Genomic DNA, 24,281 nt, shown 5'->3' on the forward strand with positions numbered 1-24,281 from the left:
CCTCCTTTTACTCCTTCATTAATTCTATGTTCAGCAATTCTGATAGAACGCTAGAATCCATATCAATAAAACCTTCAAGAATCATTCCCATTCCTGCATAGAACTCAGTTTCTGCATGCTGTATAACATTCTTGGCGAAAGCTGGAGCAAATTTACCAAGGTGGTTTCGCATAAAGTTGTTTTGTTCTTTTAGTAGATAGACAACTTCAGGTACAGATGTGTCCACTACTGTAGCGCACGACTCTAGACATAAGGAATTTAGTCGGAACATGAAGTCCAATTCCAGCCCTATATGGTCATCAGCTTCCATGTTATAATCAGTCGATTGAAGTCCATACTTTTGATATAGCTTCCTGACATCCATCGTTGTCTTTTGGAAAAGCAGACGATCAGTACGGAGGTAGACTGACTCCCATGGAGGAGCTGGTACTTCGAATGGGCCAATCAAAAGCCTTGTATAATCCCAATGCAAATCATCGTAATCTTTTGAAGAAATAATCGGTTTATATTTTTCCAGATAACCCCTTACAGATCTCACACCTGACGCAATAATATTTGATTCTTTCTGGAAAGGAAACCCATCCAGCATATTCTCTTGTATGAATAACGATAGATATTCCTTCGATGGCTCTTCCATGAAAAACCTTCTTAGTATGTCGTATGCGATTTGTCGCGCATAAAAAAGGTCAACGATTTCTTCCACCTTTAACGCCTTCCTGGTTGCTTGCATATCAATCATCCTTTCTTATCATTTTCTCCAGCTCAGTCGGGTGTACGATTTCTAGATGTACTTCCCTGATTGAACGACCATGTTCATCATTTTCAATGACATTGGATGAGATCATAACCTGAATCTCCTTTTTCCATAAAAACGGAATGCTTTCAACTGGAAACTGCAGAAAATCATAGTCGCTATTCTCTAAATAAGAGACTTTCTTTTTATCAAGCACTTTGCGAACCGTTTTACGGTCCTTTCCAAACACCTTTGCAGTTTTGAAGTAATAGTCCACTGGAGAAAAAGTGTACGTTTCATCAAGTATTTGATTATAATTTTGCTGATATATTTGCCCTGTGAACTTGTTCTCCAGCGAACAGTAATGGACACCCATATTAAATTTTTTCTCTATGGCAAACTGGATAAGTTCCAGGCAAAGCTTCTCACTTTCTGCTACCGCCAGGCCTCCTGCATACCAAAAGTTATAGTAAATATCATAAGGTGGGTTTTTTAGCTTGAATCCTCTTTCTTGAAAAGCTTCAGTATTCCCAAGCGGAAAGCAAAATTCAAGCAGGTTGATACCAAAGATTCCAATGTCTTCAAGAGCTAACAACAGTTCCTTCATTTCTTTTTCAGTGCCTGGAATGACCGGCATCTCAACCAAAACATCGGGAATGAAGTTCTTAGCAAGCTTTATTTTCTCTAGAATGTGCTTTTGTTTTTGTTTCGAATCTTCCATCTTTATACTGAAACGAATTTCATTCAAACCACCTAACTGTAATTCTGTAAGGATATTCTCTGTTAGAAGGTCACCTGCTGTGTATAACCTGGTATGAATGGCAGGTTTATACACATTTGCCTTCCTGAAAAATTCAATTGTCTCTAAGGGGTGCAGGAGCGGCTCACCTCCTGTCAGCGCCAGGTGGGTAACGGAAATTTCACTATTGAACAGTTGGTCAAGTTCCTCCACGGCATTTCGTTGGTTTTCGTGATAAAACTGGTAATTGTCTTGGTTTTTATTGAAGCAGAAATAGCAGTCACGATGACATTTCAACGAAACGAAATTTGTATAACTTCCCACCCCAGTCTGGCATGCCTCACATGCGGTAGAAATCTTGCCATTTGAGACGACACTTTTGCAATTATTACGGAAAGTGGCACCACAGTCTTTAAGATTATTAAGTTGCTGATCTCTCTCACTTTGGTCGGGTCTTCTCTCAAAGGGAAGACCAAATTCCTCAATATGATTGTGTGTTTCTTTTTCGATATCTTTATAAATCCTTGCATACTTATAAAGTGATTGATTTTGGATTTTTTCTAACTCTTGTTCTACTGGTCTAACCATTTGTTTCACCTCTAATCGCCATATTGTGAAACTTTTCACTTATAAATACATTATAGAATCGATTAGTGCCCACACCCATGTACTAAGAGTACGAATATCAGACTCCTTTTTTGTATCTTCGTACAATGTGATAGTGTCGAAATTGTGACTGCAACGTTGAAGCTAACTTTTACGTTTCTGTGAAACCAGTTGTTAAAGCTCAAAGTCTGCAATACCATGAAAGTGTATTACAAAGTATATATTTGAAAGGATTAACCTCATGGAACAATCCGCATGTATACCTGAAATTGCAACAGAATTAACCAAAGCAAGTCACCAAAATCTAACCTATTTCATTCAAAAAGTTTCTGACCTGTCTGGCAAAGATGTTATTTTAACGAATAACCATAATCAACTTATTACGAGTGCTTTAAAAGACCCGAACCATATTATAGGAAGCATTATGGCCATCCAACAGTTAGAACAGCATAAAGATCCATCCTTCTCTCTTTATGAGCTGATAACTGATTCTTATGTTTATCGGGGTTGGGGAACCGTTGTTGCCTATGATAATAAAATTCTTGGGTACCTTTACCTCGTAGATTCAGAGGTTGCTAAACTCGAGGTACAAAATCAAACGTTAATGTCACTTGCATCTCTCCTCATAGCATCCAAGCTACAAATGAAGCTCGAAATACGGCAAGAGAAACTTAAGTTCAAGGAACCGTTCCTTTTTGACCTTCTATATGGGAACCTCAAGCAAAAGGACGATATTCTTGAACACGCAAAAGTTTGGAATTGGGATTTTAGCCTCCAACAATCAGTCCTTGTCTTTACCTTGAAGGATTTCAACCATTATGCGACAGATAAAAAACTATTAAATAAATTGCTATATATAGTGGAAAGAACCGTTGTGGAGAGAAGATGGGAACCTATAGCTATGAAGCGAGGTAATCAAGTTTCCTTAATATTGACCACCAAAAAAGAAGAACAGAAGAGTCTAAAGGACTGCTCTAGGAAAATTGCAGAAATTGTATTAAAGGAAATGCATAGACAAGAACCTGAACGCTTTTTTTCATGTGGAATAGGAAAAACTTACAATGATCCCCGGGATTTATTTCGGAGTTTTCAAGAAGCTAAGGTTGCTCTTGAGATTGGAGAATTACTGGATATCCAAGTTCCCTACTTTGAAGAGCTTGGTCTTGAACGTATTTTATATAAGCATGATACTCAGGACCTGAAGGAGTATTATGAAACGATTCTCGGAAAAATGATTAATTACGATAGCATTCATAATACTGATTTCGCGGAAACGTTGGAAGCGTATGCGAACAATCAATTTGACATGATCACTACAGCTCAAGCACTGTTTTTACACAAAAACACCCTTCGCTATAGACTAAAAAAGATTGAAGATATCTTGGAATACAAACTAGATGATATCAACAACAGGTTGAATGTTACTGCTGCGTTCAAAATCAAGAAGATGAGAAAGATTTAAAAAAGGGAGTGTATGCATGGATGATGGAATATACCGGAATACCTGTCCGCGAAACTGCTATGGTACGTGTGGAATTCTTTCTCATGTGAAAAACAATAAACTAGTTAAGGTAACAGGTGACCCTTCTCATGGTTTTACAAAGGGAAGTCTCTGTGCTAAAGGCTACGCCTATACTCAGTTTGTCTATAATCCTCACCGGCTGAAATATCCTATGCTGCAAACCCCTCGAGGCTCTGGCAACTGGGTGCGGATATCCTGGGATGATGCCTATTCCATTATAGGTAAGAAAATGATCGAACTCCAAGCTCGATACGGATCCAATCTTGCTTCAGGATACAATAAATATTCTGGTAATCTTGGTCTCCTCCACTATGCGACTGAAGGGCTTTTCAACAGCATTGGCACTCATACTAAACCAGTTGGTAACCCGTGTGCCTTAACTGGTTTGAATGCTCTAGAATACTCATTTGGCAAGAAGTTCAGTGCAGTTCCAGAAGATATGACCTACTCTAAAATGATTGTCCTTTGGGGAGCAAACCCTGCCGTTACAAATGTGCATCAAATGAAGTTCATTTACGAGGCACGCAGAAAGGGAGCAATCCTAGTTGTTATTGACCCTGTTCTTACTCAGACAGCAAAAAAAGCAGACTTATACATTCAAATCAAACCTGGCACTGATATGTGGCTCGCCCTTGGAGTCGCAAAGCTTTTATACGAAAATGGCTATGCTTCAAACGACTTTCTTAATGAAAGAGGAGAAGGTTGGAATGAATATATCAATTTCATAACTCACGGGATTACAATGCAAGAGGTTTATGAAATAACTGGTGTCCCCCCAGAAGCTATTGCAGAACTAGCCAGCCTTTATTATTCTATTAAGCCGACCGCTACCTGGGCTGGGTTGGGAATCCAAAGAAACAGCAATGGAAATGACAGCATCGAGGCAATTAACAGTCTTGTGGCTTTGTCCGGGAATTTAACTATTCCCAATGCAGGCTTATATTTTATGCACTTTGATGTAGAAACCTTTCCTAACAAGCTCCTTAATCTTGAAGGTCCACCAAATGAGCTTGTTCTAGAATCAAGGTCTGTTGATATAAGTGACTATGCTAACAATGCCCTTTCCTTCGATAACCCACCATTAAAATTACTTTGGATTGCTTCACGGAATATTTTTACTCAAGATCAAAATCTGGCGGAATGGAAAGAGTTGTTTGACCAACTTGAACTTATTGTTACTGTGGATATGTATCTGACGAAAACGGCTATGCAATCAGATCTGGTTCTTCCCGCAGCTACCCATTTCGAGGAGGAAGATTTAAACATAGGATACTGGCATTATTGGATTTCCTTGAATCAAAAAGCCATTCCTGCTTACTACGAAGCTAAAAGCGACCTTCAGATAGCTAGGGAGCTGACAAGGAAGCTGAATCAACTGTCACCCGGTTTCTCCAGCTTTCCTCACGAGAAGGAACCGATTGACTGGATTTATGAGGAAATAACACCTGAGATAAAGCATCTTTACGGGATTAATAGTTTCGAGGATTTAATGACAAAAGCTTTCCATAAAAAAGAGAAATCAATTTTTCCTGATGACAGACAAATATTCAGGTTTTTCACACCTAATGAGAATAACTGTGTGGCATCAAAAGCACCTGGGCTAGACAGCTTTACCCTGTTAACTCCACAATCTTTACTTAAGATTCATTCTCAATATGAGTGGGTTTCCTGGCTTAATACTAAAAAAGACGAATCCCTAATCGAAATCTCTCTTGCTGCGGCCAAGAAGAAAGGCATCGCAGATCAAGACAAAGTTGAGCTATACAACGAATCCGCCAGCATTATCGGAACTGCCCGAATCTCTAATCATCTACCTGACAACATCGTGCTAACCCATCAGGCGGGAAGCAATCCAATTAATCAGCTGATCAAAAATAAAGACACTGAAAAACCTGACAGCAGCACTTATTTTTATGATAGTATAGTGCGTTTGAGGAAATGGGAGGGTTACAATGTTTAAACATATGGGATTCTGCTTCAATGCAGACGATTGTATAGGATGCAGGGCCTGCGAAATTGCATGCAAAAATGAAAATCAGACACCCTCTGGAATCAACTGGAGGAAAGTAAAGAAAATCAGCTCTGAATTGTTTCTTTCCATTTCCTGCAATCATTGCGAGAACCCGGAATGCTTCAGAGTTTGTCCACAGAGAGCCTTCACTAAACGAAGAGACGGGATTGTGGAAATTGAACAAAGTCTTTGTGACGGTTGTCAACTCTGTGTCACTTCCTGTCCCTACAATGCACCACAATTCGACCCTGAGACCCATAAGGTATCTAAGTGTCAGATGTGTTATCCACGACAGGATGCCGGCCTATTACCCACATGTGTGGAAGCCTGTACAACTAATGCTCTCAGTATTGTTAATCTGGATAAATTCAATAATCCTGATATAGTGAGTTCCCTCCCAGGTTTTCCGGATATTCAAATTACTCGTCCATCAATTGTATTTTTCCCACAGAAGATAAGGAAACGGTACTTTTTATTCTAATGCGGACAGAAAAATATAAAATATTTTTTATAAAAAATATTCAACCTACCATAAAGGGTATGTTTAAAAAAGCCAGCTAAGAATTAGTTTAACTGACTATTTATGACCGCTTTTACTTAGTGCACAAAACAGTGCACAGACTTATTTTATTTAATTGTACTAGATTGGTTTAAATTCTTTACTACAGTCCACAAACCCTAATAAATCAAGACTTAATTGATTTTTATTTTACTTATTCAACTCAGTTTCACTCATGGATTTCCTCTGGCAGCGTTGAGGTCAGGGGTTCGAGCCCCCTATTCTCCACTTACTAAAGAAGCTGCAAAACCAATTGGTTTTGCAGCTTTTTTCATTATTGATTGTCTTTTTGATAATAACTAACGCTTCAAAAGCCCTTAACTCCCTCAGTTCTACTTATATATAATTCCCTTTTTTTCCGTTTCACTTAATCAGGCAACATGCATTTTCCTTAATAAAGTAAGGAAAAATAATCATTGAGTCCTTCTGTCTTTTATACAGTCTTCCTTACCTGATAACAAAGTTAATAGTAATAAGGAATTGAGGTGACAAGTACATGCCAATGTTAAATATGAATAATGCCAGCCTGTATTATACTGTAAAAGGAAGCGGAACTCCGATTGTATTTATCCACCCTCCTGTATTGACTTCAGTAAACTTCAAATATCAATTAGAAGAACTCTCGAAAAGTTTTCAGATCATTACCTTTGATATTAGGGGACATGGAAAAAGCCCATACTCCCCAGAACCATTAACTTATCCACTGATTATTAAGGATATCATTCGACTATTAGACCACCTTAATATAAATAAAGCGTTTTTATGCGGATATTCCACAGGCGGTTCTATTGTTTTAGAATTCATGCTGATGTTTCCTGAGAGAGCTTTGGGGGGAATTTCGGTTGGGGGAATGCCTGATGTAAATGACGATTACTTGAGAAAGAAGATTTCTTTAGGAATCAAGCTTTCAAGCAAAGGGGCTATAAACTTATTGGCCTGGTCTATCTCGTGGAGTAATTCAAACAATATAAAGCTGTTTAAAAATATGTTTTCAGAAGCCAAAAAAGGAGATTATCGCAACATTGAGCAATATTACCGCTATAGTCTAAAATACAATTGTGTCGATCAGCTACAAGAGATTAACCTGCCCATCATGCTGGTTTATGGCAAGAAGGATAATCCCTTTCACGCCTATGCAAGACAATTACATGAAAAATTGCCCCAAAACGAACTGCATTTTATCGAGAACGTTGACCATCGTATTCCGACTAAGGGTGCGAAAGAACTTAACCAGCTAATTTTTAAATTTGTAAACATAAAATGACAGGTATCTGACTATAGGTACCTGTCATCATTCTTGTAAAAAGCAACTTTAAGTCATTCACTATTCTGAAGTTCGTTCACCGTGATGAATCTGTACCCTTCTGCACTCAATGTCTTTAAGATCCCCACAAGTGTTTTAAGCTCTTCACCTGTCTGATCGTACATGGGATGCAATAGGATGATGGATCCAGGTTTTATATTGTTCTTGATGTAATTTATTTTGTCGGATGAATTAGTGTAATAGGAATCTGGTTCCAGATTCCAGGTGATTGTATCGATATTTTGCTGATCCAGGTAATAAGGAAGGGCGAGCAGTTTTTTCCCATTAGGCGGCCGGAAGTCAATTTCACCGTTAAAGCCGGCTTTTACTATCAGTTTATTGGTTTTCTGGATCTCCTCATTGATAAAGGATGGAGATTTTAAGACCATCCGGTTGTGGGAGTATGTGTGGTTCCCAATTTGATGGCCTGCCCTGGCGATCATCTGTGCCGCTTCTGGATTTTTTTCGATTCCATTGCCAATCAGGAAAAATGTTGCCTTAGCATCGTACTTCTCTAAAATTGGCAATATATCTTCAACTTTATTTGTTGGGCCATCATCAAAGGTTAAAGCGACCACTTTTTCGTCGGTATTTACTTGGGCTGTCAGTCCGCCGAATAATTGAAAAGTCCGGGAATTCATTAACTTATAAGTCCCCAGCAAAAGAAGGAATAGAATTGTAATTATAATTCCAAGATAGATGATTCTTTTTTTCATAAGTTACCTCTAAATAAATTAATTTTCTTCAGTTGTGTATTTCCCTGCTTCATATTTAAAGCTTCTCTTTAAACAATCCTATCCGCTTTATTTCTTCAAGATGAATCTCAGACAGGCCCTCAAGGATCTCCATTCCTTTATCGGTTACATCGACAAAAACACTTCGGCCGTCTTCAGGGTTTTTCCTGCGTGAGACCAGTCCTGACTTTTCAGAGCGGTCAATCAGGCCGACACATGAATGATGGGTGATTTGCAGTCGTTCTGCCAGCTCGCTCGGTGTAGCATAATCCCTTTCCGGGTACCCTTTTATGGCCAGCATCAATTGGTGCTGCTGGGCGGTGATGCCCATATTTTCAGCTGCTGTTTCACTGAACTTCTGAAACTTTCTCAGTTGGTACCGAAACTCAGCAAGGTACTCATATACGTCTTTACTAAGCAAAAATTCCACCTTACTTTCTTATTGATAAATACATCTTAACACGATATAATTAAAATACAAAATATCGTAATACGATATTTATACCTAAAAAAAGGGGTGCTTTTTATGGATTTTTTACATTATCTTTCTCCAAATTCTATTCCCGGCGTCATTTTTTTCATTGCTGGAAGTTTGTTTACTATTTATTTGCACTTAAAAGTTTATAAACTTTAATACGGAATTAAATCTATATATAAGAACCGGTCTTTTTGAGTGAAGTAGTCCTTTGTCACTTTTTCCTCGCCTAATGTGTAGTTAATCGGAAATGCAAAGTTAGGACCATCGAATACAAATGAATGGAATTCTCCATTCTCTCCGCAAACATCGTGGTCTTTCGGATATTCCATGATAAACTTCCTGTCATATACTTTGCCTGCATAGGAGGGATTCAGCGCCTCTAAATCAACACATGTTAAAACCGTTTTGAATCCAAGTTCAACAAAATCACGGCTTACTGCCTCCACCGGTTTATCCCAGAGCGGAAAAACAGGGGTTAATCCGGATGCAGAAAACAATTTCTCTCGATATTCCCGAACATCTTGAAGGTGTATATCGCCAAAAGCGATATGGGTAACTCCGTCTTCTGCCATACCAGCAATAGCTTTCTCCATTATTTCCTGATACTTTTCATCCGGACAATCCTGCGGAAGCCAGACCTCTCTTAATGGAATTCCCAATGACTCAGATTGTAGCTTCAACAGCTCATAGCGAACTCCATGAATCGACACACGGTCGTATCCTTCTGTCAGCGTCACAAGCAATGAATCAACCTCAAAATCAGGATTGTTTTGTATTTTATATAATGCTAGTGTGGAGTCCTTCCCGCCACTGAATGAGATTGCTATTTTCATTTTAGTCCTCCTATAGCCTGATCCGCTTTTTCCCCCTGATTATTACATGAGACGATTACGGCTTCAAATAAAATTCCTTCAACTTATTATACCTGATTACGCACCAAGCTGTGACAAGTTGGCAAAATGGTCGCAAGGCTTCAATTCCTACTCATATAATGAAGGATCCACAACAGCCGCATAGACTAAGTAAATCACCATACAGATCGCCATTGTGATGAATCCCCACCCAAGGATCATCTGGTCAACTACTAAATAATTATTGCATAGCTGATCGTTTGCTTGAATATATAACCAGCCCATACCCAGAAAAATCAGTGTAAAAAATGCAATGATATAATTTTTCCGATTCTTGCTGAGTTTTTTCCAGGAATCCCTTAAAGGCACTCCTGCGAGGAATGGCAAACTAATAAACTTGAATAATTCCACATTATTTACAGTCAAGGCTTCATCCATTGTGCGCGGCAGCATCCAATAACCCATTATGATGATAAAAAGAAGGATACCTGGGATACCCTCTTGATTATATTTTGAAAAAAAATGAGGAAAGCGCTGCTGAAAAAAACGCCCCATGAAAAAGCCGGCAATCACCAGCATCGGCATTTGCATATGCATGTGAATGATCATGACGGATTCCATCAAGTTTGCAACAGGAGGGAGCATTAAACCGATTAAAAGGACAAGCCCGATTAGAGACTGATTCATCGTCATTTCCCCCTATCTGCTTCTAGAGTCTCTATCAACTTATCTGCCGCATCATTTACCTTCGTAAAATCCATTACATCCACTAGTGCTCCTTGCCGGTCCACTAAATAAAACGCTGAATTATGAGCGAAGTTCCCATTTCCATCTGGAATCACAATGACGCCAAACTTCTCCAGCAAGGTATCTAACTGATCCTGGTCCGGGATCCTTGCCATTCTCCATGTCTCCCCATCGCTTCCGAATAAATCCCTATACTTGTTCAAAGTAGCAGGATCATCCTTGCCCGGGTCAAAACTTATGCTTAAAAAGACAATATCCTTGCCTATATACTCACTGGGAAGCAAATCGTACACCTGCGACATATTTTCTTCTAATTTAATGCATATCGTGGTGCAGCCTGTATAAATAAAAGTGATGAATACATACTTACCTTCGAATTCAGATATAGAATAGGTCCTACCCTTACTATCCTCAAAGTTTACTTGTGGAAACTGGGGCTGTTCCTCAACCAGCTTTGTCACTCTTGCTGTTTCTGCCGTATAAGCAGTGAATCCGTCTGTTCCTGTATAAAATAAAAGCAGTCCAAACACCAATACAACTATACAAGAAACGGTCGTTTGCCGATTTTTGATCAAATTGATCACATCCCATTTTTTCAGTGATGATTCCTAAAAATCCATAGCAGGCTTATTTGAAAGAGATAGCCCTGAATCAGGAGCTATCTCTTCGTTTACATTTAAAAAGGTAAGAAAGTTTTTGAACTAAGATTAGTGTCCAGCTCCAGCGCCTAGCCCCTCGAGTCGTTTCGGTCCTGCCAATGAAGTCAAAGAACGACTTCACTGTCAAGCCCTCCAACGCTTGTCGGGGCTGACCAAGGCGCTTACGCTTTTCTTTTTACCAAGTTTTAAATGGCGGCGATCCAGGAGGTGCATTCATGATCATGTCTGCGATTGGCAAGACGTAAGCCATTGAAACAACCAACAGCATGAGCACAACCCAGATTCCCCAGCGCTCTGTCCAGTATGGAGTTTTCGCTGCTCCTGCTTCCTCTTCGGCAATTGGGAATTCTGTTACTCCCTTTGGCGCGAAGAACATCAGGTTGAACACCGCATAGACTTGAAGGATGACGGCAATCAGCAATAAGCTTGCTCCAATGCCTACAGCTGCCATATACGGGTTCCATCCGAGCGTTTCTGCAAAATCCCCGTAGGTTGTGAAAGAAGTTCTTCTTGGTGAACCGAAGAGACCTACAACATGCATGGAAATCGACATGATCACCATACCTATGGTCCATATGACGGTTTGAATCACTCCCAATCTATTCATGGCAGGAGTCATCACCCGTTTTGATAGATATGGAACGAGCCAGTAACTGATGCCGAAGAAGGTCATGATGACAGACATACCAAGCGTTAAGTGGAAATGGCCTACCACCCACATCGTATTGTGTACAACCTGGTCCAATTGGTTCGTGCTTTGTGCAATTCCGCCGGCTCCAGCGGGAATGAATGCGACCATGGCGATAAACGGCGACAGGAATCGCACATCGCCCCACGGCATCTTCTTATACCAGCCAACTAAGCCTTTTCCGCCTTTTGCTCTTGCTGTACGTTCAAAAACCCTTAACATTGCGTATGCGGTCATTAAAGAAGGAAAACCGATTGCAAGACTCATGAATACGTGCATATATTTGATTGACTCTGAGATGCCCGGGTCAATGATCTGATGGTGGAAACCCCCGGTAATGTTCATGATCACTAACGGAATGACAACCATGCGAGTTAAAAGGTCATTCCAACGGTTTCCTCCGATTATTTTTGGCACGATTACATACCATGCTGAGACTGCTGTCAGGTACCAGATGTTAACGGCAGTATGGCCAAATGCCCAGAAAAGTGTACGCGCAAGCAATACGTTAATGCCGTCTGTCCAGCCAAGTGTCCATGGAATGATCATGAAAAGGACTTCTACAGCAACAAAAGCTGTTGCGCCGACTAACAGGACAAAGACACCAGTTGCAAAGAAGGCGAGGATTGGGAGATGTTGTCCCTTGTGATTCCTTCTCCAGTTCGCAACCTGTGTAAATGCTCCGACTGAAAGCATCCAGACTCCTAATACAATGAACACTAAGCCAAAGTAAAACATTGGCGATGCAGCCATTGGCGGGTAGAAGGTGTACATGACGGATGCTTCATTCTTTAAAATCGGAATGACGACCAAAACAAATCCGAAAATCTTCATCCAAAAGCCGATCCATGCCATTTTCCTTACCTTAGGAAGCAATCCCCCCAGTGTGTGAGAGAGACCGGCATAAAAATACCCAATCGTGAAAAATGCGGATAATACAACGACTAACAGGATTCCATGGGCCGTCAGCACCTGGTAATAGTTAAGCCATGGCGGCAATTGCAGGACACCAGCTCGATTGAGTCCTTGCAGCAAACCTAGAAGACCCCCGAGCAGCAATGCGATAAATGCGATAGATAAGTATGATTTCGAGATCCTTGCATCTTCCTGGCTGATTCCTAAAATTTGATTTGTTTTTTGTTTAAATGAAGTTGATCTTATTGCAGACTCCACATTCTTTCCCCCCTTTTATTTTACGATGATTTTTGTGCTCATGGCCTGGTGCCCGGCACCGCAATATTCATTGCATAACACCAAATATTCACCTGGTTTATCAAACTTCTGCGATATTTTTTGGATATGTCCAGGCATAACCATGGCGTTCAAATTCGTATTAGCCACCTGGAAACCATGAACAACATCTTTTGACGTTAAAGTGAAGTGGACAGTTGATCCAGCAGGGACTTCGATTTCCATCGGTGTAAAACTAAATACCTGAAGCGTCATGACAACTTCATACTCATTTTCACCAACTTGTTTGATTCCCGGCGCGTCAAACGGAGCGGTTTCATCGACCTTTTGGGGATCAATCGTTTCTTTATGGCTTGGGGGCCCCATACCCAATGCCACTGCCTGGTACCCAGTAAAAATCATGAAACCCATGATCATGCCAAAACTTAAAAACAGCCAGATTTTTTCATCTAAATGCATTTCTTTTCTCCCCCTTCTAAACTCTTGCCATATAGAGCCCAAATAGAATAAAGTACGTTGCCAGAATCACCGCTCCCACCACTCCAACCGATATCCAGGTTCCTACCTTTGTTTTGTCGTGACTGGTAACCTCCACGATTTCACCCTGAACTTCTGCCTGCGCTTTTCTGTCTGTCGCTTTCAACCAAATCCCCTCCTTTGATTTCTTACTTTCATCTTAATTGCGAATGATTATCAATGTAGTGAGTCAAATCACATATAAAACCCCTGGGAGTACTAGAAATTTAACTTTTTTAGAAGTGCTTTTTTGCCAAACAACAAAAACCCCCGCTTCATGCCGCGAGGGTTTTCCATCATTTTCAGTATCATGACTTGACACTCTATTAGTCCGTTTTAAGAATTAATCAATTAATCCCGCTTCCTTAAGGTATTCCCGTGCTGTATCTTCCGCGGATTTCCCTTTTACATTCACCTGGTAATTCATTTTCCGCATTTCGTCATCGGTGATTTTACCGGCTAGCTTGTTGAGGGCGTCGGCGATATCGGGATATTTCTCTGCTGTTTCAGCTCTCATAAGAGGTGCTCCCTGATATGGAGGGAATAAGTCTTTATCATCTTCAAGTACGACTAGTTTATATCGCTGGAGCTCGCTGTCGGTTGAGTATGCATCGACCAAGTTAATTTCACCATTTTTAATCGCTCGATACCTCAGTTTTGGCTCCATCGTGATCAAGCTTGGCAGCTTTAAGCCATAGAGTTTTTTGATGCCTTTGTAGCCATCTTCACGATCGGAAAATTCAAGTGTGAAACCTGCTTTTAGCGAGGATTCTATTGATTTCAGGTCCGAGATGGTCTTTAGATCATTATTTTCAGCGAACTTTTTAGGAACAGCTAAAGCATAGGTATTGTTATAGTCCATTGGCTGAAGCATTTCCATGTTGAATTCTTCTTTCATTCCTTCTTTTGCTTGCTGGTATACTTCTTTCCTGTTTGTGCTGCTGGCTGTTTCTTTTAAAAACTCTGATATGGCCGTTCCAGTAAATTCAGGATAAATGTCAATATCTCCGTTTTCCAATGCGGTGAAAACAAAAGATGTTTTCCCCAATCCGGGTTTCAACTGAACAGAGTGGTCCGTTTCCTCTTCGATCAGAAGCTTGTACATATTAATCAAGATTTCTGGCTCTGAGCCCAACTTCCCAGCAATGACAATCTGGTCGTCATTTTTCCCGCCTAGGAACGGAATGGCCATCATGACAAGGACAGCTAATGAAATAGTACCTATCGTAATGAGCGATTTTTTAAAGGAAACAGTTTCGAACCTTCTAAGCACAAGGTCGAACACAATCGCAAGCAAGGCCGCGGGGATTGCACCAAGGACGATTAATGCCGTATTATTCCGGTCAATCCCGAGCAGGATCAAGTCACCTAACCCTCCTGCTCCAATCAGTGCGGCAATTGTCGCTGTTCCGACGATCAAGACCATAGCCGTCCTGATTCCAGCCATGATGACCGGCATCGCCAAAGGGAGTTCAACCTTCATCAAACGGCGCTTACTGTTCATTCCCATGGCCCGAGCTGCTTCAATTAAGGCTGAATCCACTTCATTGATTCCTGTATATGTATTTCGCAAGATCGGCAGAAGGGCATAAGCCACCAGGGCAATGATTGCAGGGACTTTGCCGATTCCGAATAGTGGAATTAACAGGCCTAGCAATGCAAGGGAAGGAATCGTCTGGAGAACAGCTGTTATCCCAATAATTCCTTCTGATATCGTTTTCCTTCTTGTCAGGAAAATCCCAAGCGGAATGGCGATTAACACTGCGAAGAATAGTGCAATGAAAGAAATCTGGATATGTTCGAGCAGGGCACTTAAAAGTTCGTCTTTTCTATCTATAAAAGTGGAAGTCCAGCCGTTCATTTCATTCCCTCCATCTGCGCGGATAAAATCCGGATCATTCCCTGCCTGTCTAAGGTCCCGATTTTTTCATCCATTTCTTGAACCGCCAGCTGTTCATGCTCACTCAGTAACGAGAGAATTTCATTTATAGACACTGTCGAGGCAATTACAGGCAGATTGTTCGGTTCTTCAGCGGTTAACGGTTTGATAGCTTCCCGCACATCTACCGTTGTTCTGTTGCCCTGATCTATCCCCACAAATTCACGGACAAAATCATTTACAGGTTGTTGGATCAGCTCTTCCGGAGTTCCTGTCTGAACAACTTCTCCATTCTTCATCAGGCAAATCCGTTCTCCTAGCTTTAGTGCTTCACTCATATCATGGGTAACGAATACGATGGTCTTCTTTATGTTCTTTTGCAGTTCGATAAGATCATCCTGAAGCTTCTCCCTGCTCAGTGGATCCAAAGCGCTGAATGGCTCGTCCATTAAAATAATCGGCGGGTTTGCGGCAAGCGCCCGGGCCACGCCAATTCTTTGCTGCTGCCCTCCGGATAATTCATGGGGCAGCCTGCTGCGGTACGTTTCCGGTTCAAGTCCGACCATATGCAGCAATTCATCAATGCGTTGATCAATTTCTTTTTGCTCCCATTTCTTCATTTCCGGAACAACCGCAATGTTTTCTTCGATCGTCATATGCGGAAACAAAGCAATTTGCTGAAGAACGTATCCAATATCCCAGCGCAGCTCGTGAATATCATAGTCACTAATCATCTTATCTTTGATTTTAATGTAGCCTTCCGTAAGAGGAATCAATCGATTGATCATTTTTAATGTTGTTGTTTTTCCAGAGCCGCTTGGCCCAATCAGGACAAGCAATTCCCCTTCTTTAATATGTAAGTTGAAGTTTTTAACCGCATAAGTCTCATCATCATATTTTTTCGATACATTTTCAAAGCTGATCACTTTCTCACCCCTATATTCTCTCGTATTTTACTTATAGATAGTGTTAGCACTTTGAGGGTTTCTTATTTTCAGTTACATCAAGCCTAAGCTTAATACTACCAAAGCAGACCGCTCTGGTAAAAAGAGAACTCCTTATATAAGACCAGATTACTTTTACCCTTAATACAAGAAAATCATGCTAATATACAAGAAAAGCTGTAAAACCAATTGGCTTTACAGCTTTGTTTGAAGATTTTATTTTAAGATGTCCTCGATCATGTTCAATTCTGTTTCACTAAAATCAAGACGGTTCAATGCAGCCACGTTTTCTTCAATCTGGCTGACCTTGCTGGCGCCGATAAGCGCTGAGGTGATTTTTTGTTCCCTGAGTACCCACGCTAATGCCATCTGGGCAAGCGACTGGCCTCGTTCTTGAGCTAGTTCGTTCAATTGCCTCACTTTAGTAAGCACTTCTTCAGAAACATCACCCTCATTAAGGAAGCTGTTCGGCTTTAAAGCTCTTGAATCTTCCGGAATTCCATTTAAGTATCTATTGGTCAACAACCCTTGAGCCAAAGGAACAAATGCGATTGATCCGACTCCTTCTTCTTGAAGCAAATCAGTCAGTCCATTTTCTACCCAGCGGTTAAACATTGAATAGGCAGGCTGGTGGATCAACAATGGAGTTCCGAGTTCTTTTAAAATTCCGATTGCTTGCTTCGTTTCCTCCACGCCATAATTGGACAAGCCTACATACAACGCCTTCCCTTGCCTGACGACATGATCAAGTGCCATCATCGTTTCCTCTAAAGGCGTTTCCGGATCTGGCCTGTGATGGTAAAAGATATCGACATAATCAAGTCCCATTCTTTTCAGGCTTTGGTCAAGACTGGACACGAGGTATTTTCTTGAACCCCAGTCTCCATAAGGTCCCTGCCACATTCCATAGCCAGCTTTAGTCGAAATCACCATCTCATCGCGATAGCCTGCAAAATCCTTGCGCAGGATGCTGCCGAAGCTTTCTTCTGCCGACCCTGGCGGAGGACCATAGTTATTCGCAAGATCAAAATGGGTAATCCCAAGATCAAATGCTCTCCTGATTAACGAACGGCCATTTTCAAAGGCATCCTGGCCTCCGAAATTGTGCCATAGTCCGAGCGAAATGGCTGGCAATTTAAGCCCTGATTTGCCGCATCTGTTATATTTCATCGTTTCATAACGATTGCTGTCTGGTTGATATGCCATTATTTAAAACCTCCATATTGTTTTTTACCATCCCAAAGGATCGGTTTGCAGCTTTTCTTCCCAAACCTTTTCTAACTTCTTAACTTTTTCGATTGAGAGCCTATTACCTGAAGGAGATAAATTCTCATTCAGCTGCTCAAGATTCTTGTTTCCAGGAATGCAGGTTGAGACCTCATCATAATAAAGAATATACCTTAAAGCCAACTGGACCAACGATTCACCAGGTTCCAGCATTTCCTTGAGAACAGGCAGGAGCTCTGCTCTTTTCCTGAGCTGATCCTGGTCCCAACGGCTCCTGATATCTGTAAATATACTGTTTTGATCATACTTACCTGATAGCCACCCAGAATCAAGCGGAACTTTGACGATCAGTCCTACATTTTTTTCTGCAGCGAGCTTGAATGCTCTTCTTGGCTCCTGATGAAAAATGTTGAACATCACTTCTATTACCTGGCTGCCGGTGTTCCGCATCAGCTCATCCATTTCTCCCGAAGAGTCCACTGAAGCTCCGTAAGCCCGAATCTTGCCTTCCTGCTTGAGGGAATCCAACACTTGAAAATGAGCAGTGCTTCCAGACAGGATTTCAAACGGTGGATTATGTAATAAAATCGAATCCAGATAATCCGTTTTTAGCCGGCGTAAGCTCTCTTCAACTGAACTGCGGATTTTCTTCGAATCAAAATCCAGGTTGTTATCTGGATGATGACCAAATTTGCTGTTAATCACTGCCTCACTCCTTCTTCCGGAGAGAGCCTGCCCGAGCAATGTTTCACTATTACCTCCGCCATAATTCGGAGCTGTGTCAAAGAAATTGCAGCCCTGTTCAAGCGCTTCATGCACAAGCCTGATTGCCTGATTGTCCTCCATGCCTTCCCAGTCCCTTGCGTTACCGAGCTGCCAGGCACCAAATCCAACTTCCGATACTTTTATTCCTGTGCTTCCTAGCTGCCTGTATTTCATCTCACTCCTCCTTTCAAAAAATCAATGGTCACGCTGTTTGCACCCTTTCATCAACCAGGACCTTCTTCTCCCAGACACGGCTTCTCCATCTGATATACATGATGATTCCTCTGAACCATTCATCAACTATAAAAGCCATCCAAATCCCAGAAAGGCCAAAGCCCATGTAGATTCCCAGAAAATAGGCGAGCGGCACACTGATTCCCCACATCGAGACAAAGGCCATTTTCACTGGGAATACAGCATCTCCAGCTGCTCTGAGTGAACTGATCACGACGATATTGAAGGTTCTGCCAGGTTCAAGGATTAAGCAAAGAAGCAAAACCTTGCTTCCCTCCCTGATGATCTCCTTATTATCGGTAAAGACACCAAGTATGGGTTCCCTGATTGATACGATTACCACGGTAATCGCCATGGTGATGATGATACTTAGTTTCAAGCTTTTTAATAGCTGATGATAGGCTTTATCGAACTCTCTGGCCCCTACTTTGTATCCAATCAGAATTTGCGTGCCCTGGCCGATCGCGATTCCGAATAGCATCATGAATGACATGATGTTAAAGGTGTATACCCTTGTTGTCAGGGCCATAGCCCCCAGCAAACCAATAATGACGGTAATTGCCATCTGGCTGGTGTTATAAACAACATTTTCGCCAGCGGAAGGAACACCTATTTTCAAAATCTTTTTGATAAAAGATTTATTGAAGTTCAGATAGTCTTCCATAGCAATTCTCATAGGGAGCCTGCGGTATAGCACGCGGAATATCAGAATCACTGCGATTGCACGAGATATGGCTGTCGAAATAGCCACACCCTGAACACCCATTTCCGGAACGCCGAATAGTCCGTAAATAAATAGACTGTTTCCGGCAAGATGGATGACATTCATAATGATCGAAATGAACATCGCTTCCTTTGTTAACCCATTTGCCCTCAGGATTGCCGACGCAGTAACAAGGAGCGCCTGTGTAAAAAGTGTTCCCCCAACTATGGTCAAATACTGTTGCGCCAGCCGGTGTATTTCTGGAGTGAGATTGAACATTTGTAAAAATAAATCATTGAAACCGACAACAATTACACTGACCAATACTCCAAATAAAAGATTAAGAGATAGCGAGAGACCAGAAATTTTCTTTGCATCCGCTTGAAGTCCAGCCCCAAGATTTTGCGATACCAGAACAGCAGTCCCTGTCGCAACGAAACCAAATACGAGGATCATGAAAAATACGAGCTGATTGGCTACGCCTACAGCCGCAACGGCATCATCCGAAATATGGGACAGCATGAAAGTATCCGTGCTGCCCATTAACATGTGCAAGAACATTTCTATAAAAATAGGCCAGGTAAGTGCTAATAATCCAATCTGTTTAGGCAGACTGTTGTTTTTCTGTAAATTCATACTGCATTTCCACCTTTAAGAGTTCACTATGATGGTCAGAATTACGCTGGCCTAGTCATGATCAACATCAAGTTAAAACTTATCTTCTGAAATAGAAGAGAAAGAGGCAGAATGTAATTGCTGTTCTGCCCCTTGAGAACTTAGTTTTTTGTGATTCTTACATTGTCCAGATAAACATTTGTTGCCGCATTGCCGTCTAAAATATTTCCGAGTTCGAAAACGATTTTTCCATCGGCATATGTTGCTTCATTCATAACAAAGGTATAACTGTACGTTTTCATCTCTGAAGTTAAATCTACTATTTTAGTTGGCATATAGTAAATAAACCATGGATCAAAACTTAACTCTTTTCCAATATTGACATTCATTTTCCTTGGCACATCTGCTCTTGCCTCAAACGTGACAGTATAGCTTGCACCATTTTCAAAAAGCAAGCCCTTTTGAAAGACCTGCGGGGAGTAGGATGCTCCGCCAACCTGTGAAATCGCAACCTTCAATTCTTCGTTTACAGCAGTCATCTCCCCACCTGCGTAACCGCTCCACTGGTCGCCCCACCATGCGGTCCAATCAGTTGTTCCATCTGAAAATGTTCCATTATCAATACCAGGTGTGGAAACAGGCTCTTCCTCGGACGGAGCGTCTTTAACCTTTAACACCACATTATCGATAAATACATCATGTACGCCGACTGGTGACGATGCATTTTTACCGAGCAGCATCTTGAAGGAGACAATCTCATCGGCAGACATCTCGAATTCATATGTGTATTGCTGCATTTGGTCTGTAAGTTGAAGAGTTTCACTCAAAAACCTTGTATATTGAGCATTTTCAACCGTTGCCTCAATATATCTTTCCACGGTGGAACGCGCCTCGAAGGAGAGCTCATAGACTACGTCCTTACTTAAGCTTAATTCCCCTTGCATAAATTGTACGCTCCATGTTTCATTGCCTTCATTGGCAATAGCCACTTTTGCTTCACCATTTGCTGATGTGATTTCGGCATTGGCATCAAAGTGTACATAATTTCCCCATGATGACAAACCGTCTGTAAAATCACCATTCTTCAAAGGGTACAAGTCAATGTTTTCATAATCCGGGATGTTCGATGTCTTCAGCAGAACTACATCATCAAAATAGACATCACCATCTCCGCCGCCAAAATTAAAGACAAGTTGAGCTTCGGGATCAGAAACATCCTCAGGCATTGTAAATTCAAATGTTTTCTCTTCCATATTGGAAGTGAGCTCAATTGTTTTAATTCCAGAGTAATCTACCGTGCCGTCCTTACCCAAAAGGACAGTTTGAATCGTTCTTGCTTCGTCTGCTCTTGCTTTAAAGGATAGCCTGTAATCATTTCCCTTCAAAAGGTTAATCCCTTTTTGTTCAAGCTGGACTGCTTCAGGATGGCTGCCTCCATCTTCAATCGCCACATGGAGCTCTCGAGTATTTTCAGAAACAGATGCTGCAGCAGCTGCATCTCCGACTGAGAAATTCCAGAACATCAAGCGATCCATACCGCCCTGGTCAAACGTGCCATTATAGACATGATTTCCATCTGGAAGCGGCTGTTTTGGACCATCCTCGTCTACAGGAGCACCAGTGATATCCTCAACTCTTACATTGCCGATCCAGACTGGGTTCGTTCCGTTCCCGCCGAGATTGAATTCAAGTCTTGATTCAATATCCGTTTCATTGAGCATATCAAAGGTAAATTCATATCTTTGCACGTCACTCGTCAGCTTGAAAGATTCTTCATTCGAATATTTCACCCAGCCCCGGTCACTGCCCGCTCCGACTTTTACCATCATGCTTCTGTCAGCTGTCGACTTGGCATCAAAGCTAACCTTATACTTCCCGCCATTACCAAGAGAGATATTCTGAATCATTTGCAAAGAGTACAGCTGGGTTCCAGGATTTGAAATATCCGTTCTCGCAAAATTCTTGCCTTCAACCTCTTCCACTTCTAAACTTCCAGCGCCTCCGAACTCTGGTAATTTCACAAAGTTCCAATACGTTGAATTCAATGCTTCACCTGGCTCATCCACAACGGTAATCTGTTCTTCATAATTCTGATCATAAATCAGGTTGCCATCTACAGGCTGCTTCGCATTTTCAGGCAAAACAACAGGTCCTGACACTGGCTCTACTGGCTCGCGGTAATCGCGTTTTTTCAAATCGTATACCCTGACATAATCCACTTCCATTTGACTAGGGAATTTCGTCGTTTCGTCAACCTCCCCGTCAAACCAGCCGCCAACTGCGAGGTTCATAACTAAATAGAATTCCTGGTCGAAAGGTGCAGGATAGGAAAAGTTTGCTGCGTTATCTGTTCCTTTTGAATACCATTTGTTCTGAGTTTGATAGAGTTCTCCATCTACATACCAGCGGAGCTCTCCTGGTTCCCACTCAAGCGCATATGTATGCCACTTGTCGATGCCTCTGCTTTTAGGGAGTTCGTATTCCTTGCCGGTATACTTGTTATTTGGCCAGCCTTCGCCATAGTGGATCGTTCCTGCCACCGTATGCGGTCTGCTGCCCCATGCCTCGACAATATCAATTTCTCCTGAAGCTGCCCATGTACCATATTTATCTTCTTCAGGAAGCATCCAGATCGCCGGCCAAAGTCCTTTACCTGTCGGCAGTTTGGCTTTGATTTCGTAACGGCCGTATTTCTTGCTGAACAAGCCTTTTGTCTTTAATTTTGCAGAAGTATAATCATAGGTGCCGAATTGATCTGTAACCTGCTCTTTTTTCGCTTTTATCACAAGCTTGCCATCATCAATGAAGGCGTTTTCACTAGAATCCGTATAATACTCTTTTTCATTGTTGCCCCATCCATTGGTAATTCCATTCCCATCCTCGTCCACGATCCAGTTCCCAATATCATAGGTCCATTTGCTGCGGTCGATTTCCGGGCCGCTGAACTCATCTGACCAGACGAGAGACCATTCGGATTTGTTCTGTTTCGTATCCTGCTTCAGGGCTGCATTTTCTTTGACGGCAGTACCTGCAAAACTCGTGCTCGGCAAAATCAACATTGTGCTTAACAAGATAGCCAGTGTTTTTTTCAATCCAATTCCTCCTTTATATTTTAAAAAAGATAGAATCAATAAAAAAACACCACCTCCTTTACGTAACATCAATTGAATGAACATCGATTTTGTCATCACAAGGAGGCGGTTCATTTAAGTCTCTAACATTAAGTTTCTAGCTTTTTATAATGAAGGTGGTTATTGAATGTTCCGGCAGTTCGACTTCGGCAGTCTGGCCTCCTACGGAGATAGTAAAAGTCTCTGACTTGTCTGCATCATTCATAACGACTGCGACAATCGATCCATCTTCATTTTGGAATGATACTGCTTTTAACGATTCATGATTTAGTTGATGTGCGATTCTAACTGCGTTCGGCTTGATGTACTTGCTGAAATGTCCAATATAATAAAAGGAACTGTTATAGTGAATTTCACCGGTTTTTGTATCAGCGATCACTGGAGCGTCACAATAATTGCCTACATGGTTCGGCCCGCCCTGTTCATTCAGGACAATATTCCAGTCAATCCAGCCTTCGAGCCAGTTGTTGATATCGCCCATGATGTTCCTCGCGTACCGTTCTCCTGTATGCCAGGCACCAAGCTGGACTCCACCCTCGATACATCCTTCGGTAAAAATCAGATGCTTATCCGGAAAATCTTCATGAATCTTGCTTAAGTTCTCGAACTCCTCAGAAACATACCAGTGCAGCCCGGTACCCCAAATATATTTTGAAGCTTCAGCGTCAGATAAGATTGTCTTTGCTCGCTCGTAAGCAATATCCCGATTGTGGTCCCAAATGATGATTTCCTTATCACCCAGGCCTTCCTGTTCCATGACAGGCCCCAAATGATTTTTCACAAAATCCCGTTCTTCTTCCGCTGTATATCTGCAGGAATCCCAGACCTGTGTTGCTTCCGGCTCATTCTGGACAGTGATTCCCCAAATCGGGATTCCCTCTGACTCCATCGCCTTGATGTATTTGGTGTAATACAAGGCCCATGTGCTATAAAACTCAGGCTTCAGCTTTCCGCCGTTATTCATTTCATTGTTTGTCTTCATCCATGCCGGAGGGCTCCATGGAGAAGAAAGGATCGTCAATTCTTCTCCTCTTGCCTTCACAGCATCCTTGATAAGCGGCAATACGTATTTCTGCTCCCGTTCGATGGAAAAAGTCTTTAATTCAACGTCATTCTCTTCCACATATGTGTAGTTCTCCAATGCGAAGTCACAGCTATGGATATGGGTTCTGCCCAGGCTGTAGCCAAGACCAGTTTCCTGGTTAAAATAGCTTTCTATTATTTTTAGGCGTTCTTCTTCAGGAATCTGCGCAAGTGTATAGGCAGCCGCCTCTGTAAAAGCTCCCCCAAATCCCATGAAACTTTGATACTTCGTTTCTGGATCAAGGTTCATGACGATCTTTTGTTCATCATTCCGGTCTGCATTAGAAGCATAACCCTTATCAGCAAAGCGTACACCGGTGTTTTTGGCAGTTTGGATTACTTTTATTTTCATCTATAAGCACC

At 41.6% G+C, this 24,281-nt stretch carries 22 protein-coding genes; 4 read left to right on the forward strand and 18 right to left on the reverse strand.

All coding sequences use genetic code 11. The features are described 5' to 3' along the window. Nucleotides 1-7: 7 nt before the first annotated feature. Together CD004_RS18035 and CD004_RS18040 are read right to left on the reverse strand one after the other, a co-directional pair. Nucleotides 8-730, reverse strand: coding sequence for a TorD/DmsD family molecular chaperone (locus CD004_RS18035; protein WP_102264006.1), 723 nt, complete (start codon nt 728-730; stop codon nt 8-10). A 1-nt stretch (nt 731) separates the two neighbouring features. Then, nucleotides 732-2,060, reverse strand: a complete 1,329-nt coding sequence (locus tag CD004_RS18040; protein WP_102264007.1) for a radical SAM protein — start codon at nt 2,058-2,060, stop codon at nt 732-734. 259 nt (nt 2,061-2,319) lie between these two features. On the opposite strand from CD004_RS18040, the gene CD004_RS18045 reads away from it, so the two are divergent. The 4 genes from CD004_RS18045 to CD004_RS18060 all read left to right on the forward strand — a co-directional run bounded on the left by CD004_RS18045 (nt 2,320) and on the right by CD004_RS18060 (nt 7,434). Next, nucleotides 2,320-3,540, forward strand: coding sequence for a PucR family transcriptional regulator (locus tag CD004_RS18045; RefSeq protein WP_102264008.1), 1,221 nt, complete (start codon nt 2,320-2,322; stop codon nt 3,538-3,540). A gap of 16 nt (nt 3,541-3,556) precedes the next feature. Further along, the gene (locus CD004_RS18050) at nt 3,557-5,560 is read left to right on the forward strand and encodes a molybdopterin-dependent oxidoreductase (protein ID WP_102264009.1); all 2,004 of its coding nucleotides are present in this window, start codon (nt 3,557-3,559) and stop codon (nt 5,558-5,560) included. 4 nt (nt 5,561-5,564) lie between these two features. After that, nucleotides 5,565-6,092: a 4Fe-4S dicluster domain-containing protein gene (locus tag CD004_RS18055; RefSeq protein WP_233435035.1), complete on the forward strand. Its 528-nt coding sequence runs from the start codon at nt 5,565-5,567 to the stop codon at nt 6,090-6,092. 574 nt (nt 6,093-6,666) lie between these two features. Then, complete coding sequence (locus CD004_RS18060; RefSeq protein WP_102264011.1) at nt 6,667-7,434, forward strand: alpha/beta fold hydrolase; 768 nt, start codon at nt 6,667-6,669, stop codon at nt 7,432-7,434. A gap of 53 nt (nt 7,435-7,487) precedes the next feature. Here the strand turns inward: CD004_RS18060 and CD004_RS18065 are convergent, their stop codons facing one another. The 16 genes from CD004_RS18065 to CD004_RS18130 all read right to left on the reverse strand — a co-directional run bounded on the left by CD004_RS18065 (nt 7,488) and on the right by CD004_RS18130 (nt 24,270). Next, nucleotides 7,488-8,189 (reverse strand): polysaccharide deacetylase family protein, encoded by a 702-nt coding sequence (locus CD004_RS18065; RefSeq protein ID WP_102264012.1) that lies wholly within the window; start codon nt 8,187-8,189, stop codon nt 7,488-7,490. Nucleotides 8,190-8,244: 55 nt separating this feature from the next. Then, on the reverse strand, nt 8,245-8,637 hold the full coding sequence (locus tag CD004_RS18070) for a MarR family winged helix-turn-helix transcriptional regulator (protein WP_102264013.1): 393 nt from the start codon (nt 8,635-8,637) through the stop codon (nt 8,245-8,247). A 200-nt stretch (nt 8,638-8,837) separates the two neighbouring features. Beyond that, nucleotides 8,838-9,518: a Dph6-related ATP pyrophosphatase gene (locus CD004_RS18075; RefSeq protein ID WP_102264014.1), complete on the reverse strand. Its 681-nt coding sequence runs from the start codon at nt 9,516-9,518 to the stop codon at nt 8,838-8,840. A gap of 147 nt (nt 9,519-9,665) precedes the next feature. Beyond that, nucleotides 9,666-10,223 (reverse strand): hypothetical protein, encoded by a 558-nt coding sequence (locus tag CD004_RS18080; RefSeq protein ID WP_102264015.1) that lies wholly within the window; start codon nt 10,221-10,223, stop codon nt 9,666-9,668. 2 nt (nt 10,224-10,225) lie between these two features. Beyond that, nucleotides 10,226-10,858: an SCO family protein gene (locus CD004_RS18085; protein ID WP_102264016.1), complete on the reverse strand. Its 633-nt coding sequence runs from the start codon at nt 10,856-10,858 to the stop codon at nt 10,226-10,228. A 76-nt stretch (nt 10,859-10,934) separates the two neighbouring features. Further along, complete coding sequence (locus tag CD004_RS24485; protein ID WP_267892322.1) at nt 10,935-11,063, reverse strand: hypothetical protein; 129 nt, start codon at nt 11,061-11,063, stop codon at nt 10,935-10,937. Nucleotides 11,064-11,117: 54 nt separating this feature from the next. Next, complete coding sequence (locus CD004_RS18090; protein WP_102264017.1) at nt 11,118-12,803, reverse strand: cbb3-type cytochrome c oxidase subunit I; 1,686 nt, start codon at nt 12,801-12,803, stop codon at nt 11,118-11,120. A gap of 15 nt (nt 12,804-12,818) precedes the next feature. Further along, nucleotides 12,819-13,280 carry a cytochrome c oxidase subunit II gene (locus tag CD004_RS18095; protein WP_102264018.1) on the reverse strand — a complete coding sequence of 154 codons (462 nt, stop codon included), beginning with the start codon at nt 13,278-13,280 and terminating at the stop codon, nt 12,819-12,821. Between the two features lie 16 nt (nt 13,281-13,296). Then, nucleotides 13,297-13,464 carry a hypothetical protein gene (locus tag CD004_RS23895; RefSeq protein ID WP_158651589.1) on the reverse strand — a complete coding sequence of 56 codons (168 nt, stop codon included), beginning with the start codon at nt 13,462-13,464 and terminating at the stop codon, nt 13,297-13,299. A gap of 216 nt (nt 13,465-13,680) precedes the next feature. Next, the gene (opuFB, locus tag CD004_RS18100) at nt 13,681-15,198 is read right to left on the reverse strand and encodes an osmoprotectant update ABC transporter permease/substrate-binding subunit OpuFB (protein ID WP_102264019.1); all 1,518 of its coding nucleotides are present in this window, start codon (nt 15,196-15,198) and stop codon (nt 13,681-13,683) included. Next, nucleotides 15,195-16,142 carry an ABC transporter ATP-binding protein gene (locus CD004_RS18105; RefSeq protein WP_102264020.1) on the reverse strand — a complete coding sequence of 316 codons (948 nt, stop codon included), beginning with the start codon at nt 16,140-16,142 and terminating at the stop codon, nt 15,195-15,197. The genes opuFB and CD004_RS18105 overlap by 4 nt, the downstream gene beginning before the upstream one ends. Nucleotides 16,143-16,376: 234 nt before the next feature. After that, nucleotides 16,377-17,366 carry an L-glyceraldehyde 3-phosphate reductase gene (gene mgrA, locus CD004_RS18110; protein ID WP_102264021.1) on the reverse strand — a complete coding sequence of 330 codons (990 nt, stop codon included), beginning with the start codon at nt 17,364-17,366 and terminating at the stop codon, nt 16,377-16,379. A 24-nt stretch (nt 17,367-17,390) separates the two neighbouring features. Beyond that, complete coding sequence (locus tag CD004_RS18115) at nt 17,391-18,326, reverse strand: aldo/keto reductase (protein WP_102264022.1); 936 nt, start codon at nt 18,324-18,326, stop codon at nt 17,391-17,393. A gap of 28 nt (nt 18,327-18,354) precedes the next feature. Then, nucleotides 18,355-19,725, reverse strand: coding sequence for an MATE family efflux transporter (locus CD004_RS18120; RefSeq protein WP_102264023.1), 1,371 nt, complete (start codon nt 19,723-19,725; stop codon nt 18,355-18,357). 140 nt (nt 19,726-19,865) lie between these two features. After that, a complete protein-coding gene (locus CD004_RS18125; protein WP_233434886.1) occupies nt 19,866-22,796 on the reverse strand; it encodes a carbohydrate binding domain-containing protein in 2,931 nt (976 codons plus the stop codon). Between the two features lie 136 nt (nt 22,797-22,932). Continuing rightward, nucleotides 22,933-24,270: a glycoside hydrolase family 30 protein gene (locus CD004_RS18130; RefSeq protein WP_102264025.1), complete on the reverse strand. Its 1,338-nt coding sequence runs from the start codon at nt 24,268-24,270 to the stop codon at nt 22,933-22,935. Nucleotides 24,271-24,281 lie beyond the last annotated feature (11 nt).

This window comes from Mesobacillus jeotgali, from assembly GCF_002874535.1.
GTDB classification, from domain to species: Bacteria; Bacillota; Bacilli; order Bacillales; family Cytobacillaceae; genus Mesobacillus; species Mesobacillus jeotgali.

Coding starts and splice junctions, on each gene's coding strand:
- CD004_RS18035 (WP_102264006.1), bottom strand. CDS start 730: ATGCAAGCAACCAGGAAGGCGTTAAAGGTGGAAGAAATCGTTGACCTT.
- CD004_RS18115 (WP_102264022.1), bottom strand. CDS start 18,326: ATGAAATACAGGCAGCTAGGAAGCACAGGAATAAAAGTATCGGAAGTT.
- CD004_RS18120 (WP_102264023.1), bottom strand. CDS start 19,725: ATGAATTTACAGAAAAACAACAGTCTGCCTAAACAGATTGGATTATTA.
- CD004_RS18050 (WP_102264009.1), top strand. CDS start 3,557: ATGGATGATGGAATATACCGGAATACCTGTCCGCGAAACTGCTATGGT.
- CD004_RS18065 (WP_102264012.1), bottom strand. CDS start 8,189: ATGAAAAAAAGAATCATCTATCTTGGAATTATAATTACAATTCTATTC.
- CD004_RS18080 (WP_102264015.1), bottom strand. CDS start 10,223: ATGAATCAGTCTCTAATCGGGCTTGTCCTTTTAATCGGTTTAATGCTC.
- CD004_RS18130 (WP_102264025.1), bottom strand. CDS start 24,270: ATGAAAATAAAAGTAATCCAAACTGCCAAAAACACCGGTGTACGCTTT.
- CD004_RS18075 (WP_102264014.1), bottom strand. CDS start 9,518: ATGAAAATAGCAATCTCATTCAGTGGCGGGAAGGACTCCACACTAGCA.
- CD004_RS18055 (WP_233435035.1), top strand. CDS start 5,565: ATGGGATTCTGCTTCAATGCAGACGATTGTATAGGATGCAGGGCCTGC.
- opuFB (WP_102264019.1), bottom strand. CDS start 15,198: ATGAACGGCTGGACTTCCACTTTTATAGATAGAAAAGACGAACTTTTA.
- mgrA (WP_102264021.1), bottom strand. CDS start 17,366: ATGGCATATCAACCAGACAGCAATCGTTATGAAACGATGAAATATAAC.
- CD004_RS18045 (WP_102264008.1), top strand. CDS start 2,320: ATGGAACAATCCGCATGTATACCTGAAATTGCAACAGAATTAACCAAA.
- CD004_RS18060 (WP_102264011.1), top strand. CDS start 6,667: ATGCCAATGTTAAATATGAATAATGCCAGCCTGTATTATACTGTAAAA.
- CD004_RS18040 (WP_102264007.1), bottom strand. CDS start 2,060: ATGGTTAGACCAGTAGAACAAGAGTTAGAAAAAATCCAAAATCAATCA.
- CD004_RS18095 (WP_102264018.1), bottom strand. CDS start 13,280: ATGCATTTAGATGAAAAAATCTGGCTGTTTTTAAGTTTTGGCATGATC.